General features: G+C 58.8%; 15 protein-coding genes, 2 tRNA genes and 1 pseudogene. 7 read left to right on the plus strand and 11 right to left on the minus strand.

Features of this window, described 5'->3' with window-relative positions; translation table 11 throughout:
• The first annotated feature begins 139 nt into the window (after window positions 1–139).
• Window positions 140–418 carry a hypothetical protein gene (locus NW870_RS11630; protein ID WP_414375398.1) on the plus strand — a complete coding sequence of 93 codons (279 nt, stop codon included), beginning with the start codon at window positions 140–142 and terminating at the stop codon, window positions 416–418.
• A gap of 461 nt (window positions 419–879) precedes the next feature.
• Here the strand turns inward: NW870_RS11630 and NW870_RS11635 are convergent.
• Window positions 880–952, minus strand: a tRNA-Ala gene (locus NW870_RS11635).
• 253 nt (window positions 953–1,205) lie between these two features.
• Between NW870_RS11635 and sppA the strand changes: the two genes are divergently transcribed.
• From sppA to pheA, 4 genes are all read left to right on the plus strand, one after another.
• On the plus strand, window positions 1,206–2,243 hold the full coding sequence (gene sppA, locus NW870_RS11640) for a signal peptide peptidase SppA (RefSeq protein WP_414375399.1): 1,038 nt from the start codon (window positions 1,206–1,208) through the stop codon (window positions 2,241–2,243).
• Between the two features lie 44 nt (window positions 2,244–2,287).
• Window positions 2,288–3,562 (plus strand): alanine racemase, encoded by a 1,275-nt coding sequence (gene alr, locus NW870_RS11645; protein WP_414375400.1) that lies wholly within the window; start codon window positions 2,288–2,290, stop codon window positions 3,560–3,562.
• Between the two features lie 183 nt (window positions 3,563–3,745).
• Window positions 3,746–4,114 (plus strand): late competence development ComFB family protein, encoded by a 369-nt coding sequence (locus NW870_RS11650; RefSeq protein WP_414330167.1) that lies wholly within the window; start codon window positions 3,746–3,748, stop codon window positions 4,112–4,114.
• A 13-nt stretch (window positions 4,115–4,127) separates the two neighbouring features.
• Window positions 4,128–5,114 carry a prephenate dehydratase gene (gene pheA / locus NW870_RS11655; RefSeq protein ID WP_414375402.1) on the plus strand — a complete coding sequence of 329 codons (987 nt, stop codon included), beginning with the start codon at window positions 4,128–4,130 and terminating at the stop codon, window positions 5,112–5,114.
• A 59-nt stretch (window positions 5,115–5,173) separates the two neighbouring features.
• Here the strand turns inward: pheA and NW870_RS11660 are convergent, their stop codons facing one another.
• From NW870_RS11660 to NW870_RS11680, 5 genes are all read right to left on the minus strand, one after another.
• On the minus strand, window positions 5,174–5,932 hold the full coding sequence (locus tag NW870_RS11660) for a hypothetical protein (protein WP_414375404.1): 759 nt from the start codon (window positions 5,930–5,932) through the stop codon (window positions 5,174–5,176).
• Window positions 5,933–6,012: 80 nt separating this feature from the next.
• Window positions 6,013–6,543, minus strand: coding sequence for a 5-(carboxyamino)imidazole ribonucleotide mutase (gene purE / locus NW870_RS11665; protein WP_414358129.1), 531 nt, complete (start codon window positions 6,541–6,543; stop codon window positions 6,013–6,015).
• Window positions 6,513–7,610 carry an L-threonylcarbamoyladenylate synthase gene (locus tag NW870_RS11670; RefSeq protein ID WP_414358127.1) on the minus strand — a complete coding sequence of 366 codons (1,098 nt, stop codon included), beginning with the start codon at window positions 7,608–7,610 and terminating at the stop codon, window positions 6,513–6,515. The genes purE and NW870_RS11670 overlap by 31 nt, the downstream gene beginning before the upstream one ends.
• A gap of 25 nt (window positions 7,611–7,635) precedes the next feature.
• The gene (locus NW870_RS11675) at window positions 7,636–8,610 is read right to left on the minus strand and encodes a YihY/virulence factor BrkB family protein (protein WP_414358125.1); all 975 of its coding nucleotides are present in this window, start codon (window positions 8,608–8,610) and stop codon (window positions 7,636–7,638) included.
• Window positions 8,585–9,241: a chromophore lyase CpcT/CpeT gene (locus tag NW870_RS11680; RefSeq protein WP_414358122.1), complete on the minus strand. Its 657-nt coding sequence runs from the start codon at window positions 9,239–9,241 to the stop codon at window positions 8,585–8,587. The genes NW870_RS11675 and NW870_RS11680 overlap by 26 nt, the downstream gene beginning before the upstream one ends.
• 293 nt (window positions 9,242–9,534) lie before the next feature.
• Here NW870_RS11680 and NW870_RS11685 point away from each other — a divergent pair, with 293 nt between their 5' ends.
• Complete coding sequence (locus NW870_RS11685; RefSeq protein ID WP_414375405.1) at window positions 9,535–11,943, plus strand: DEAD/DEAH box helicase; 2,409 nt, start codon at window positions 9,535–9,537, stop codon at window positions 11,941–11,943.
• A 40-nt stretch (window positions 11,944–11,983) separates the two neighbouring features.
• Window positions 11,984–12,343 carry a hypothetical protein gene (locus NW870_RS11690; protein WP_414331067.1) on the plus strand — a complete coding sequence of 120 codons (360 nt, stop codon included), beginning with the start codon at window positions 11,984–11,986 and terminating at the stop codon, window positions 12,341–12,343.
• A 277-nt stretch (window positions 12,344–12,620) separates the two neighbouring features.
• Here NW870_RS11690 and NW870_RS11695 read toward each other — a convergent pair.
• The 5 genes and pseudogenes from NW870_RS11695 to NW870_RS11715 all read right to left on the minus strand — a co-directional run.
• Window positions 12,621–12,705: transfer RNA gene (locus NW870_RS11695), tRNA-Ser, on the minus strand.
• Window positions 12,706–12,778: 73 nt separating this feature from the next.
• Window positions 12,779–13,207 carry a DUF2358 domain-containing protein gene (locus NW870_RS11700; RefSeq protein WP_414375407.1) on the minus strand — a complete coding sequence of 143 codons (429 nt, stop codon included), beginning with the start codon at window positions 13,205–13,207 and terminating at the stop codon, window positions 12,779–12,781.
• A complete protein-coding gene (locus tag NW870_RS11705; RefSeq protein WP_414375408.1) occupies window positions 13,204–14,001 on the minus strand; it encodes an MBL fold metallo-hydrolase in 798 nt (265 codons plus the stop codon). The genes NW870_RS11700 and NW870_RS11705 overlap by 4 nt, the downstream gene beginning before the upstream one ends.
• Window positions 14,002–14,016: 15 nt before the next feature.
• Window positions 14,017–15,357 carry a TldD/PmbA family protein gene (locus NW870_RS11710; RefSeq protein WP_414351413.1) on the minus strand — a complete coding sequence of 447 codons (1,341 nt, stop codon included), beginning with the start codon at window positions 15,355–15,357 and terminating at the stop codon, window positions 14,017–14,019.
• Between the two features lie 54 nt (window positions 15,358–15,411).
• Window positions 15,412–15,606: pseudogene (locus NW870_RS11715) on the minus strand (RNA-guided endonuclease TnpB family protein); the annotation flags it as partial.
• Between the last annotated feature and the right edge of the window lie 15 nt (window positions 15,607–15,621).

Consider the following 15,621-nt stretch of genomic DNA (forward strand, 5'->3'; position numbering starts at 1 on the left):
CGCGAACAGAGATAGGCAGGATGCGATCGCTTCTTTCCTGAACCATGTTCAGGAGAGTTCAGCGTGAATGTATCAGTGACACTCCATACCGTGCAGGGTAGAATGAGCTGATCATTAGCCAAGCAAGACACACCCGGCCATGACCAATGAGGAGATTGAGACGCGATTTGTCCAGTTGGCCGAAGCTGTGACCAAGGTGGCTGATACAGTTGCCAAGGTTACCGATGCTCAGCTTGCCTTGCAGACCCTTTCAGGGCGTCTCGCCGAAGTCGTCCTGGAGTTAAGGCAGGAAGTGCGAGAATTGCGGCAGGAGCTGAGAGAATTGAGGCAGCGGCAGGCTGAATCGGATCAACGCTTTGAGGTTCTCCTTCAGGAAATCCGCTTCTTAATCCGCCGTCAGGGAGAGGGGCAAGCGTGAGTTGGGAAATCGCCTGGTGGAAGCCCCTGAGATAGGTCAGGATCCTCTCCGTGGAAAGGGTGAAAACAGCGGAGGATCCCTTGCTGCCTAAGGTTTGCTCCCAAGCAGAATACTTTCATTATTTCAAACAGCAATGAAACGGCTTGCTGCGTCGATCCCTAACTCCCCTCTCCCAGAGGGAGAGAAGCCGGAGGTGAGGGAAGGCCGCCTTACAGGAGAGGAGTTGGGGGTAGATTTTGCCGAGCCTTTGTGGACACTTAAGAAGCCCAGAAGCCTTGCTGGATAGGACTGTCTGGGCTTGGGGAGATGTTGCTGAACCGTTTCGCAACGCATAGTCACTTATCTCACCGTCAAGGTGAAACAAACAACCGCTTGCTTCCTGCTAAGGCCTCCGGCCCGCTAGCGCAAGCAGTAGAAATAGATGGTAATAGAAGCCACGACTGCTATCGGCCCTCTGGGGATGGAGCTTAGCGGACTTGAACCGCTGACCCCTTCAATGCCATTGAAGTGCTCTACCAACTGAGCTAAAGCCCCAATCACTTGGCTTCGAGCCAGAATCCCGCTCAAGGATCCTACCCTCTACTCCAGCTTACACTGGCAACCTGCAGAAGATGCCTCAGCGGTAAAAAACGCTGGAACCTGATCGTAAATAAGTGGAGGATCCTTGTCAATAGCTTGGATGGCTCAACCGAGATGAGGAGTTTGCTTGGTTCTCAGCCTTTTGGTGTCAGACGTTGCGAGAAGCCCGCGGGGTGGTAGAACGGAGTCAGTGGCAATTGAGGGGCCTGTGACACAAGAAACTCAGCTTAACCGCATTTTGGCGGCTTCTTTGCTGGTCGCCTGCCTTATTGCGGCCATTGTCGGGGGCACGCGCCCTGCCCCAGAGCCTACCCGAGGCGGGGTTGGCCTAGAGGCTGCACGGGGGGCGGAGCGCATCGAGGTGGTCACCCTGGAAGGAACGATAGGCGGCCCAGGGGGTTCGACTTTGGTAGGCCTGCCCACTTCTCCTGTGGAACAGTTGCGGGAGGCAGCACGGGATCCCTCTGTCAAGGCTGTATTGCTGCGCATCAACAGTCCCGGCGGAGCTGTGGGATCCAGCCAGGAACTCTACCGTGCCGTAACTGCTCTGCACGAGGCGGACAAGCCGGTGATCGCTATCCTAGAAAACATTGCTGCCAGTGGGGGGTACTACGTGGCCAGCGCTGCCGACAAAATCTATGCCAACCCTGGCACCCTGACCGGCAGCATAGGGGTTATCATCAGCGGCCTCAGCTTTGGTAAGTTGCTGGAGAACTACGGCATAGAGCCGCAGACCTTCAAAACCGGCGAGTACAAAGACCTTCTCTCTCCTTTCCGCAGTGCCACTCCTCAAGAGCAGCGCCTTCTGCAAAACTTGGTGGAGGATACCCTCGAGCAGTTCATTCGCGATGTGGCCCAAGGACGCCAGCACTTGCCAGAAAAGGCAGATGAGGTGCTGGAAGCAGAGATGATCGCGCGGCGGCAGAGCTTGGATGAAGACCGGGTGCGACAATTGGCCGATGGACGCATCTTCACCGGGGCGCAAGCTGTGGAGGTGGGCTTGGTGGATGCTTTGGGGGGGTACACGGAGGCGGTGGAGGATCTGCGGCGCATGACCGGGGATCCCTCTTTGTCGCCGGCGGGTGAGGGAGAGGGCTTCCAACGAGTACTGCGACGCCTGTTAAGCCAAGGACTGTCCTCGCAAAGGCAAGCCGCTTGGCTGGGCCGGCTGTTGGAGAGCAACGAGGCTGTTGGGATCCCAGACGTGCCGTTGCTGTGGATGGCGCCGGAGTGGACTTTGCGCTAAACCTAAATCTAATCAGGACGGGTTTTGGGTGTGGGGGGTGAACGGTGAATCGAGAACCGGTCGCGCCGGCGGCGCAGGGCACTTTGAGAGCAGCTGCTCTGGGAGTGCAGGGCAATACTTGGAGAGAGGGATCCCAGAAGGCCAATTCCTTGGCGGAGCTGGATTGGGCCATCGACCTGGAGCTGTTGACCAGTCGGGCTTGGGTGGAAATTGACGCAGCCCAGCTGCGAGAAAACCTGCGGCTGTTGCAGAGGCGCCTAGGCTCAAACGTCGAGATCTGGGCGGTGGTGAAGGCCAATGCTTACGGGCATGGGGCGCAGTTGGTGGCTCCCGTGGCTGTTGCGGCTGGGGCCAAGGGGCTGTGTGTGGCCACCCTGGCCGAAGGGATCGAGTTGCGGCAAACGGGGCTGCAGGCTCCGATTCTGGTGTTGGGAGCTTTGAATACCTGGGCAGAACTACAGCAGGCCATGGCAGCCCGGTTGGAGGTCAGCCTCACCTGTGCAGAGCAAATCCCGCTGATGCGCCAGGTAGCCCGTTGGGCCGGGCGACCCATCCCGGTGCATGTCAACGTGGATACGGGTATGACCCGTTTGGGGATCCCCTGGAAGGAAGCTGCAGCCGTGTGGGGGCAGATTTGTCGGATCCCGGAGCTGGAAGGCTGTAGCTTGTTTTCCCATTTGGCGACGGCGGACGAGCCCCATTCTCCGGTCATGGAACAGCAGCACGCCCGCTTTGCCCAGGTGGTGGAACAGATCCGCCAAGCCGGGGATCCCTTGCCGGCGCTGCATCTGGACAACTCAGCCGCCGCTCTGGCCCATCTCCACTACTCCCGTGTGCGCCTGGGACTGGCCCTCTATGGCTTGTCGCCTGCCCCCCACTTGCAACTGCCGGGTCTGCAGCCGATTCTGCGACTCAAGGCGCGGCTGACCCACATCCAAACTGTGCCTGCTCAAACTGGCGTGAGCTATGGGCATCGCTACATCACCTCTCGCCCCAGTCGCATTGCCACTCTGGCCATCGGCTATGCGGATGGGATCCCACGGCGGCTTTCCGGCTGGCTGCGAGGATGGGTGCGCGGCGGCTTGATCCAACAGGTGGGCACAATCACGATGGATCAATGTATGTGGGATGTAACCGAGAGGCCGGATATCCAGGTGGGGGATGTGGTGGAGCTGCTGGGCCCCAATCTGGCAAATGCGGGTTTATCTGTGCAGGATTGGGCCGATCAGTTGGGTACTATTTCCTATGAGTTGCTGTGTGGACTTTCTGCCCGTCTGCCAAGAGTGTTGGTTAATTCTCTGGGTTTTGATGATGCCTGACACGACAGATTGGATTGCCTCAAGCACGGATAGGAGCGGGCCAGAGGCTGTTCGCGTCGGCAGCAGAGGGCTTGACTTGACGTGTCAACAGAGAGTAGAGCAGCATCGAAGGTAATCGAGGGCACTCCTGATCACTGAAAACAGTGACTTGGCGGCGGATTCGGTTCCCATTGGGAGGTAGCGATGGCGGAGCAACATAAGCCTCTGAAGAGCCTGGAAAATCAAATGGAACGGGCTGTTCTGGAGATGGTCAATGAAATCCTGCTGATGGAGAGTCAACAGCGCTACTGCTTCTGCGAGAAATTCTGTAACGATGCTGCCGCCCTGGCTTTGAACAACCTCCAGCCTCGATACGCCACCAGTTTTCACGGCTCTCTCCGAACTTTAGAAGCCATTCAAGCGGATCAGGAGTTGCAGAGGCTGATCCGGTTGGAGGTGGTGAAGGCCATGGACAAGGTGGCGGCCAATCCCCGTTGCCCGGAGCCTGAATGTCCTTTGCTGCTGCGCGACGCCGAGACGATAGAGTTAGAACTGGCCCCTAGCGACAATTGAAGGAATGGCTCTGATGGAGCTGCGCTCCGCTGGCGCGAACGTTTCCCCTTCGCCGGTGGCCTTTCTTGGCCCTGCTGGAACCTACACAGAGTTGGCAGCTTTGCTGGCCTGCCCTGAGCAGCCTCACCTGCACAGCCAGGGATCCCACCCCTTAGTGCCTTATCCAACGATCAGCGCCTGTCTAGAGGCGGTAGCTGCCGGCCAGCAACAATGGGCGGTGGTGCCGGTGGAAAACTCGGTGGAGGGGGGGGTCTCGATGACCTTAGACGCCCTCTGGCAACTGGAGGGGCTAGGGATCCGGCAGGCGCTGATCCTGCCCATTCGCCATGCCCTCATCGGACGTGCCTCGCGGTTGGAGCAAATTGAGCAGGTCTACTCCCACCCGCAAGCTTTGGCCCAATGTCAGGCTTGGCTGAGATCCCATCTGCCCCAGGCCACTTTGATCCCAACCCGCTCGACCACCGAAGAATTGGATCGCCTGCAGGAGCAGCCCAGCGCCGCCGTCATCGCCTCAGAACGAGCTGCCACCCTCTACCAACTGCCGGTCTTGGCCTGCCCGATCAACGATCACCCCGACAATTGCACTCGCTTTTGGGTTATTGGCCGTGCGCCGCTCTCGCGTTCCGGTCAACAGGGTGAAACCTCTGCCGATCCTGCTTCTCCGGGGGGATCCCATACTTCCTTAGCCTTCAGCCTCCCCCACAACGTGCCGGGAGCGCTGCTGAAACCTCTGCAAGTGTTTGCGGAGCGAGGCCTGAATATGTCTCGCATTGAGTCGCGCCCCACCAAAAAATCGGCAGGGACGTATGTCTTTTTTGTCGATCTGGAGAATCCTGTTGGCCAGCCCTATCTGGATGCCGAGGTGATTGCGGCGCTGGAATCAATTGCTGAAACCTTGAAGCTCTTCGGCAGCTACCCTGTGCATGACCTCTGCAAACAAGGTGCTCTATCCCAAACAGCAGGATCCCTGTCCCCTGAGGGGAAAGCGCGTCCAACGTAGACACGCCTTTCAAACCGTTGCATTATCTGGGTTCTAAGGCCCGAAAGTTGGGAGTGACATTAGTTTGAAGAGGGATCCCTGCTGGGGTGCTTGAGATCGGTCAAATCGTTGAGGCGGCGCAGGATCCCCCATCCCTGTAGGGCTTCCAGCAGGGCTTCCCGCACGACGGCTACCGTTTCTTGGTCGAGGGCCAACCGCAGATAATCCACCGCCAGCCGGGTTTGCTCGGGATCCAAGTGGGACATTAAGCTCTGCAAGCGGCGAACGCCCGCCAGCCGTCTGAAGGGATCGGGAGAGGCAACGTCGCTGAGATCGCGCTCCAATTGAGACCGTTGCCGCTCTTGTCGGCGGCTGAGCCACTCCCCAAACAGCAGCGACAACAAGGCTAGGGTGGCCAATCCCTGTAAAATGGCGCCGGTGGCCAGCCAACGCTGGTTGGATTCCGCCCAGATGGAGACAAGGGTGTAGGTGCCGAAGGTGGCGGCTGCTCCCGAACCAATTGCCAGCAAAAGCGAGCGATCCGCCTGACGAAACCAAGCTCGCCACTCCCGCCAGCGGCGGTTGAACTCAGGGCTGCGCATCCCCTGTAGCCCCAACATCACCAAGGTACCCACCCCCAAAGAAAGAGCCAGCCGCCCGTTCCAGAAGGCCAGCCCCGCCAATGCCAAGCCCGACAGGGCCAGAACCCGCCATTGCGGCCCTGCTAGGATCCACAGAGCAACTTGGGATCCCGTCTCCACTGCCCCACGCCCCACCCGCTGCAGATACTCTGACCAGGATCCCTGGCCGGAAGAAGGGCGACCCGATTGATGTTTCACCGATGGCAACTCCCAAAACTCGGCCCTATCTGGCCCTTTGCAAGGCGGCAAGATAGGTCAACGTTCTCTAAATTATGCTCTTATGCTTTGCCGGTGGAGTCGAGATAGGCTTTCCACCCTTGGGCTTGCAACTGATCGTTTTTCTCCTGCACCGCCTGTTTTAGGCTTTCCCGATAGGCGATCACTCGCCGGAGCAGGTCGGGATCTCCACTGGCCAGGATCTGCACCGCCAGCAGACCCGCATTGTAGCCGTTGCCAATGGCCACCGTGGCCACCGGGATCCCTTTGGGCATTTGCACAATCGAGTATAAGGAGTCGATCCCCTGCAGGGATGGGCTGAGCACCGGCACCCCGATCACCGGCAGAGGGGTGAGGGACGCCACCATCCCCGGCAAATGGGCTGCTCCCCCTGCCCCGGCAATAATGACGCGGATCCCTTGGGTATGGGCGCGGCGGGCAAACTCTACCATGGCCTCGGGGGTGCGGTGGGCGCTGAGGATCTGCATCTGGTAAGGGATCCCGAATGCTTCGCACACCTGGGCGGCGGGTGCAAGGGTGGGCAGATCGGAATCGCTGCCCATTACGATGGCAACGAGGGGGGAAGGTTCCATAGGCTGCTGGCCCGGCGTAGCCGATCCATCATCGCATAGCCCAACCCCGTCAAGATGGGCGGGGGTTCTGCCAACAGGAGTGTGGCATCTCCCTCATCCAGGCGGCGCAAGCTGGCAAAGAGGGCGCGGGCGGCTGCCTTGAGATCCGAACCCAAACACTCCAAACTGAACGTGATCCCCGGCCAATGGCAGGAGAGGGTGTTCAGCAGAGCCTGGGAATCCGCGGCAAAGCTGAGGATGCCTAGGTGAGAATGACCGGTCGCCAGATGCCGCACCTGTTGCCAATCGCCGGGCTGAAGCTGGGCAAAAGGGGTGGGCAAAAGCCAGAGGGGCTTACTGGGAGCGTAGTGGCTGCTCAGCCGTCCTGGCGCTTCCGGCGGGCCCGTTTTGCCGTCCTCAGAGGCCCGGATGGGCAGTTTCAGGTGAGCTTCTAGGGCTTCCAGCGAGATCCCTCCTGGGCGCAGCAGCGTCGGGATCCCCTCGGGGCTGAGCTTCAGCACGGTGGATTCTAGGCCCACGGCACACTCTCCCCCGTCCAAGATGTAAGGGATCCGCCCTCCCAACTCTGCATAGACGGCCTGGGCTGAGGTGGGGCTGATGCGGCCAAAGCGATTGGCACTGGGGGCAGCCAGAGGGGTTTGCACCGCCTGCAACAAAGCTTGAGCCACCGGGTGAGCAGGCACCCGCAGGGCAACAGTAGGCAACCCGCTGCTCACCAGATCCGGCACGGTGGGACACTTGGGCAGCACCAAAGTCAGGGGCCCCGGCCAGAAGGTGTCGATCAGGGATCCCAGCAGAGCACGGGCGGTGGGAGTAAAAGCCGACACATCCACCAGCCACCCCTGCAGCTGCTCTAGGGTCACCCCAGCCGGCAGATGCAGGATCAGGGGATCGAAGCGGGGGCGCTCCTTGGCGGCAAAAATGTTCGCCACTGCCTGCTCATCCAAGCCATGGCCCGCCAGGCCGTAAACCGTCTCCGTGGGGATGGCCACCAACTGGCCCCGCAGCAAGGCTGCCGCCGCTACGGCAATGTGCTCAGGAGTGGGTGAGAGAATTTCCGTCTGCATCCATGACTCGGATTTGGAGTAAGGGCTAGGGATCCCGTTCTTCAATCCATTTTTGCGCCTGGTAGAGGGCGATGTTGATCTGATCCCCAAACAGCAGCGCCAAGGAAGTGAGCCAAACCCAGAGCAGCAGCACAATAACTGCCCCCACCGCCCCGTAGACTTGGTTGAACTGCCCAAAGTGCTCCACGTAAATCCGCAGCCCCCAAGACACCCCAACCCACAGTAGGCTGGCCACGATGGCTCCCGGCCAAATCGGCATTTGGGGTCGGCGCAAGCTGGGGCCAAATCGATACAGCACCCAGCAGGAGAAGACGACCAACCCCAGCGAAATCGGCCAGGTGAGGATCCCCCACAAGTTCAACCCCAGCTCTCGCAAGGGATCCAACTGAGTCGGCCCGCCAACTTCCTGCGCTAAGAATCCCGCTTTCCTGTACAAGAAGCGCAAAAAGCTGGCACTGAACAAAAAGATCAAGCTGGCCAGTCCGGTCAACCCCAAGGTGGCGAGCATCCAAACCAGCGAGATCAGCTTGCGTCTCCAGAAGGGACGGCGCCTATCTTGAGGGATCTCATGGCTGAGATCCAAAGCTGTCATCACCGCCCCCATGGCTCCAGAAGCAGCCCACAGGGTGCCCAAGAAGCCGAGCGACAACAACCCCCGATTCTGCCCGAAGCGGAGCTCGCGCACATACCGATCCAAAAGCGCCAGAGCCTCATGGGGAGCAATTTGGCTCAACTGCTCCATCAAGCGCTCGAAGGCTTGCTCAGAGGAGCCGACAAACAGCCCAACCCCGGTCAGGAGCGTGAGGATGAAGGGGAACAGCGCCAACACCGAGCTATAGGCCATTTCAGAGGCCAGGCCAAACAGCCGGTAGCGCATCGCGTTTTCCCAGGCCAACCGCAGGGTTAGCCAGACCAACTCTCGCCGGGAAGTCCGTCCTGACGACGCGAACGGGATCCCCAGCGCCCACAGCCGCTCAACCAGTCGCTCCAGCAGCCTCATGGTTCAGCACTTCAGCCCACCGGGGTAGGTACTGGGAAAAATCCTGTTTTTTGACAAACCGAAAAGGCCCGGATAGGGATCCCCAGATCACTTGATCGGTCTCCGGATCCCGACCTTGATCCAAGCTGTGAAAGTAGTCGGCTCCGATCTCAAACTCGCTGTACAAATAGGTGGTTCTGCCTTTGCGTTCAACAACACAGCCTTTGCCGGGTAGGCTGCGGCCCCGATAGCAAGATCCCGTCCATTCTACCTGGGTGATACAGCCGGGCAAGAGTTCCAGCTCCGCTGCTGTCAGACCGGCCAATTTCCCCTTCGCGTAAGCGTTGCATAGCAACAACTCTCGACCGGCGCACCTGTAGGAGTCAGGAGCCGTCAAAGCATAGTTTTGAATCCGGATCCCATCTGGAGTATCGAAGAGGTGGATCACCCGCTGCCGGTAGGGCTGCTCAGGATAAATGTCGTACAGTTGCTCCACGTAAAACCCCACCCCCTGGAACACCGACCAAGGCAAGGGACATTGGTACACATGAATGTTGGCAAACCAGACGGGCTCTGCGAGCGCCTGCTGCAGGTTGTTGAAGTGCCCTGCCATCCAGGTGGCCAGTTGGGCCAGTTGGGGGGAAACAGACATAGGTTCAGATAGATTCAATAGAGATTGAGAAGATTCTGTTTGAGCACTCCTGATCCTGCAGACTTTGCCCAATTGTCGAGGACTCCGTCGCGATGGCGCGCTCCATGACCCACTTTACAAAATTACCCAAGCTGCTGTTCTCGGGCTCAGTGGGCCATCCAAAGCGGAGTAGCCGGCGTTTTTTGCAGGGGAGCGGTCGACACCCCAAGAAAGCTTGTATCCTAGAAGGTACAACGCACAGACAGCGGTGAGTTGGGCGGGTTTCCAGGTTTCCCAATGTTGATTTGGATCCCATGAGTGCGCTTCTCTCCCCGGCAACCGATTTGCTGGACGAGTTGCGGCAGCTTTTCCCCTTTGAGCTGGACGACTTTCAGATCCGAGCCATTCAGGTTCTGGCTGCTGGGGAATCGGTGGTGGTTTGTGCTCCCACGGGATCCGGCAAGACCCTGATTGGAGAATATGCGATCTATCGAGCCTTATCCCAGGGCAAGCGGGTTTTCTATACAACGCCCCTAAAGGCCCTCTCCAACCAAAAGTTCCGGGATTTTGGCCAGCAATTTGGCCCGGAACGGGTTGGCCTGCTCACCGGCGACATTTCCATCAACCGGGATGCACCGGTCTTGGTGATGACCACCGAGATCTTCCGCAACATGCTCTACGGCACACCGATATCCTTGGCAGTGCAAAGGTATGCCTACGGCGAACGCGATGACGGCACAGAATTCTCAGAGGGCGAGGTGGATCCCTTGCGGGATGTGCAGGCGGTGATCTTGGACGAATGCCATTACATGAACGACCAGCAGCGGGGCACCGTCTGGGAAGAAGCGATCATCTACTGCCCCCCCACGATCCAGCTCATTGCCCTTTCTGCCACCTTGGCCAACAGCGACCAGCTCACCGATTGGATGAACCAGGTGCATGGCCCCACCCATCTGATCGACTCCAACCATCGACCTGTACCGCTGCAATTTCACTTTGCCAATCACAAAGGGCTATTTCCGCTGCTGGAACAAACGGAGTCGGGGCAGTGGGTTCGCAACCGCCGCTTGAAAAGCAAACGGCCCAACTCCCACGAGCCCTCCTGGGCAGGAGTGCCGGACATAGCGCAGGTGTTGGAAAACTTGCGCCAGCGGGACATGCTGCCGGCCATCTATTTCATCTTCAGTCGCAAAGGCTGCGACATGGCCGTGGCCAGCGTAAGGGATCTGGACCTGATAGCCAGCGAGGAAGAGCGGCAGCAGTTGGCTGAGCAGATCGACCGCTTTTGTCGAGAAACGCCCGAAGCTGTCCGCCGAGATCAGTTGGATGCCCTTTACCGGGGCATTGCCGCTCACCATGCCGGTATGTTGCCTGCCTGGAAGGGGCTGGTGGAGCATCTGTTTCAGCAGGGATTGGTGAAGCTGGTCTTCGCCACCGAGACTTTGGCCGCCGGGATCAACATGCCTGCGCGAACCACGGTGATCTCTTCCCTTTCCAAGCGCACCGACACGGGCCACCGCCTCTTGACCGCTTCTGAGTTTATGCAAATGTCGGGCCGAGCCGGACGGCGGGGCAAGGACATCATCGGCCATGTGGTGACGGTGCAATCCCCGTTTGAGGGGGCCCAAGAAGCTGCGCGGCTGGCCACCTCTGGAGCGGATCCCTTGGTGAGCCAGTTTACCCCCACCTATGGCATGGTGCTGAACCTGCTGCAAAAGCACTCTTTGGAAGCAGCACGGGATCTGATCAACCGCAGCTTTGGACAATATTTGCTCTCGTTGCAAAAGTTGCCCGCACAACAGGAAATCCAACACACGCGGGCCGAGCTACAAGAGATCGATCGCATCCTGGCAAACGTTTCCGACGAAGACATTGCCCGCTATGAGAAAATGCAGGCGCAACGGCGGGAAGAACGGCGCATTTTGCGCTACTTGCTCAAACAACGGGAAGCCGAGCCGGATCCCACCTTGCGTCTGTTGGCTTTTCCCCACATCCAAGCCCAAGAGGAAAAAATTCGCACCCTAGAAGCTCAAATCCGAGAGAACCCCGCTCACCAAGTGGGGAAAAAGTTGCTGGGTTTGCGAGAAAAACGACAGCGCTTGCTCAAGCGCCTCGAGCACCTGGAGCGGCAGAGCGATTCCGTGCAGGAGTTGCGCTGGCAACAATTTATGGCCTTGGTGGGGGTGTTGCAGGATTTCGACTGTCTGCAAGAATATCAACCTACCGATAGCGGAGAGGTGGTGGCTGCGCTGCGGGGGGATAACGAGCTCTGGCTGGCGCTGGCTCTGCTCTCCGGTGAGTGCCAGGGCTGTGCTCCTCATCATTTGGCCGGAGTTGTGGCTGCCTTGGTCTCAGAGGCTCCCCGTTCAGGCATCTACAGCCGGTTGCGCACCTCAGGACTGGTGGAAGATGTGCTGCACGGGTTACGGGGTTTACGGCGGCAACTGTTCCGCAGCCAACGCCAACACCAGGTGTTTCATGTGCCGATTGGGTTTGAGCCCAGCTTGGCCGGGATCGTCGAACATTGGGCTCAAGGGATCCCTTGGGAAACCCTAGAAGCCAGCACCAACCTAGATGCCGGAGACTTGGTGCGCCTGATCCGCCGCACGCTGGATTTGCTTTCTCAGATCCCTTATGTTCCCCATCTGCCGGCGGAGTTACGGGAAAATGCCCGTCAAGCCCAAAAAATGCTGGATCGCTTCCCGGTGAGCGAGTTGATCTAGCGAGCTCAGACCGTTTGCTGTTCAGTGAGGTTGCAGCTCTATGATGCCCGCCGGTGAACCCACCCTCAGGGATGTGTTGAGTGTTATTGAAGAGATCCGGCAAGATGTGGAAGAGATCCGACAGGATGTGGAAGGACTCCGGCAGGATGTCTCCAGAACCAACGAGCGGCTAGAAGCCCTGGCAGCCGATCAAGCAAAGCGCTGGGCCGAGCAGGAAAGACGTTGGGCTGAGCAGGAGAGACGTTGGGCCGAGCAGGGGATAGAAAACCGGGTGATCCTAGAACGAATTGACACCTATCAAAAGGCTAGCGCCCAAGTGGTTAACCTGGCTTTTGCCTTGATTGGAGCTGCCACCGTAGCTCTTGTCGGCATCGTCCTACGGTTGGCCGTTAGTCTATAGTCAGCTGGTTCGGCAAAAACTTCGGCAGGCAGGATGGCCTTGCTTCTCTATTCGGCAACTGGTACGGCTTGTCCTTGAGTTTGGCATTCCGAATGGCCATCTCTGACAGGGCCATGTCCCACCCCGTCTGTTATATCCCCTATTGTGTTATATCCCCTATTGTGTCCCACTTTAGCCTGGATTACAGTGGGTTTCCCCGGTCTATCGTGGACACTAAAAAGCCCAGAAGCCTTGCTGGGTAAGAGCTTTCTGGACTTCAGTGGACGTCATCGGATTACGGAGAGAGTGGGATTCGAACCCACGGTGAGTTGCCCCACACAGCATTTCCAGTGCTGCGCCTTCGACCACTCGGCCATCTCTCCAGATTGAGAACAGGGGCGACTTTCCAGAGAGCTAAAAAGTCAGCTTTGTGATCCTAGCAGAGGATGGAAGCCATCAATGAGATCCTTTGGGCTCCCCAGGCCGAAACATTTGCAGCAACACTTGCCGGCGAGAGCACCGCCAGTAATCAACATGGGATCCGATCAACCCCGTCTCATTGATCTGCATCTCTGTCCAGCCGGGGATGCACAGGCGGGGACGCCAAGGCAAAGCCAAAGAACCGCTTAGGATCCACTCGGTGCGGATCTGGCTGCCGGTTTGTCGAATATCCTGCAGCTCGAGACGGATATCCTCTATCCAACGCCCTATCCCCTCGATCATGCGGCGATAGCGATCCAAGCCGCGAAACTCGTTGAGGGGATCCCGGAAGTAAACCTGCGGGTCGTAGATCGCATAGGTCTGATCCCGGGGAAAGCGAGCGTAATCTGCCCGCAAGATGGCCACCAGATCGGCGCTAGGCGGGGCTTGGGAAGGAAGGCTCATGTCTTGGCCACGACAGAAAGAGACACCGTTTCTCCGGGGGCAGGGCAACACAACCGGATAGATTGGGACGTGGCGGCATTCAAGGCTGCCAGCTTTTCTCGAAACTCCTGCAGGCTGCCCAAGGGGCGGATCTGGGCGGCAAACCAGCCGTGGTAGTCCACCTCTCCCATCGCGGTTGGGATCACCTGCTGGGGGCGTAGGGCTGCCACCACCTCCAGGGCCCGCTCTGGCCCCATGATCACCTCTCCCAAGAGGGGAAAGATCTGCCCCACCACCGGGATCAGCAGAGTATGAATGGGGCACAATTCCTGCTGCAATCGCAGCCGGATATCCGGTTGGGAAAGATGAGGCTCGTAGTAAAGCCGTGTCTGAGAGGGCACCTCTTCCAGCAGATAGCCCAGCTCATGGACAGGCCCTAGGGGCGCACCGGGAATGGCCGTGACGCGCAGATCCCCCCACTGAGCGGACTGCCAGGGATCCAGAGCCTGAACTGTTGCAAATCCCAGACTCTTCACGACTCTGGCTGCAGCCGGCGAGGCCAAAACGGGGATCCGCTTATCCAGGCGCTGCAGCGTTGGTGGGTGGCAGTGATCCGGCTGGGCTTGGCTGAGGAGGATCCCGTCGATTTTGGGCAAGGTCTCCGGCGTAAAAGGGAGCGGCTGGCGGTGCTCCAGGCGGATGAACCAGGGGATCCCCAGAAACACCAGGGGATCCACCAGCCACGGATCCAATAGGAAGGTTTGCTCCCGGGTGTGGATGAGCCAACTGTTGAGGTCGATGCGGGTCAGTTGCATGAGTTTGAAGTGAGGTTATTGGCCGGTAATGGAGAGATCGGCAACCCAAATGCGGGGACACAGCCCACCGGGTGTGACTTGCGGCTCGGGCTCGACGTAGAAAATCGACTTCAACAACTCCAGAAAGTCTCCGGCCACCGTGGCCGCTTCGATGCTGATGCGTTCTCCTTGGCGTACCCACCACCCCTGAAACGGCAGCGAGAAGGATCCCTGTAGGGGCTTAACGCCGGCATGAAGCGCTTGCAGCTCATCAATCCAAACTACATTTTCAGCCGTAGCCAAGTCATAGGTGCTCTCCGGCGGTGCCCCGGCAAATACATGGTAGTAGTGGGCGGCAACTGTGACCTTGGCGCCGATGTTGGCATGGCCAGTGGGCTTGGCTCCTAGGCGCTTAGCCGTACCGGCGCTGTGCAAAAAGTGGGTCAAGACCCCATTGGTGATGAGGGGGACACGGCGGGTGGGGGTGCCTTCTCCATCAAAGCTGATCGCTCCCACATTGGTCGGGTGTAGGGCATCGTCACACACCGATAGAAGAGGCGAGGCAATGGTCTTGCCCAGGGATTCTGGGGTGGACAGGCTTTGGTTGTCCAAAATGTTTTGAGCATTGAACACATTGGAGAAGGCGCTCAACAAACTCAAAAAGGCTTCTCCGGAAAAGACCACTGTGTATTTTCCAGAGGGGATCCGCTCGTACTCCAGATGGCTAATCAGTTTCTCAGCAGCTTCCTGCACACAACCCTGGATATCCAACTCATCCAGGCTGCGGGCCACTCGCATGGCTCCGGCACTGCGGGGTTTGCGGCCCTCTTGCTCTGCCTTGCTGTAGAGAAAAACCGAAGCGAGGGTATGCTCCTCTTGTCGTAGGGCTTGGTGGCTGTTGAGGTAGAAGCGGTTGATTTGCCGCTGCGCTAGGCCGTTGTAGGGCACCCCCTGAATGGCGGGATGGGATCCCAGCAGTGCCTTTTCGGCAGCCACCAACTGTTCCAACAAGTCGCCGGCCAAAGCCAACGGCCCTTTGTCGTTACAAGGCTGGGCAATGGGCAGAGTGGCTTCCGGGCTGAATTGAGGGGCATGTTCCCGCACGCCAAAATGGCTGGCTTCAAAGGCCGTTTGCAGGGCCAGTTCCAGCCCCGCCTCATCCACATCGGTGGTGGAAGTTACTCCCACCTGCCCTTGGTCGTTCCAGGCCCGCACCGTCACGCTGCAGCGGTGGGAAGCCTTGACCTGGCGAGGTTCCCCATGATCTACCTGCACGCTGGTTTCATCCACTTGAGCCCCGTAGAGATCAAACTGAGGGATCCCCAGCCGCCGGGCACAGCTTTGTGCCTGTTCTGCCAACACCTCGACTTGCACCATTGCCACTCCCCAAGTTCCTGTTGCCATCCAGCGCCTCTAGTAAACTACCCGCACTCATGCTGACGCAGAGCGCTCCGCACCGCTAAAGCGAAAGAGTGCAGGCTTTCGGTAGCCCTGTAGTTGGCAAGCCAACCACGGACCTCTAGGCTGGTTTACAGCAGCCCCAAGTTTGGCAATCATGTTGGCCCCATTCCAGTCCGCATCCCCTTCCCATCCACAGTGCCCACACTTAAACTGCTTCCCACTGCGATTTTGCTACGCAAC

The organism is Synechococcus sp. R50.1 (assembly GCF_047462115.1).
Lineage (GTDB): Bacteria > Cyanobacteriota > Cyanobacteriia > Thermostichales > Thermostichaceae > Thermostichus.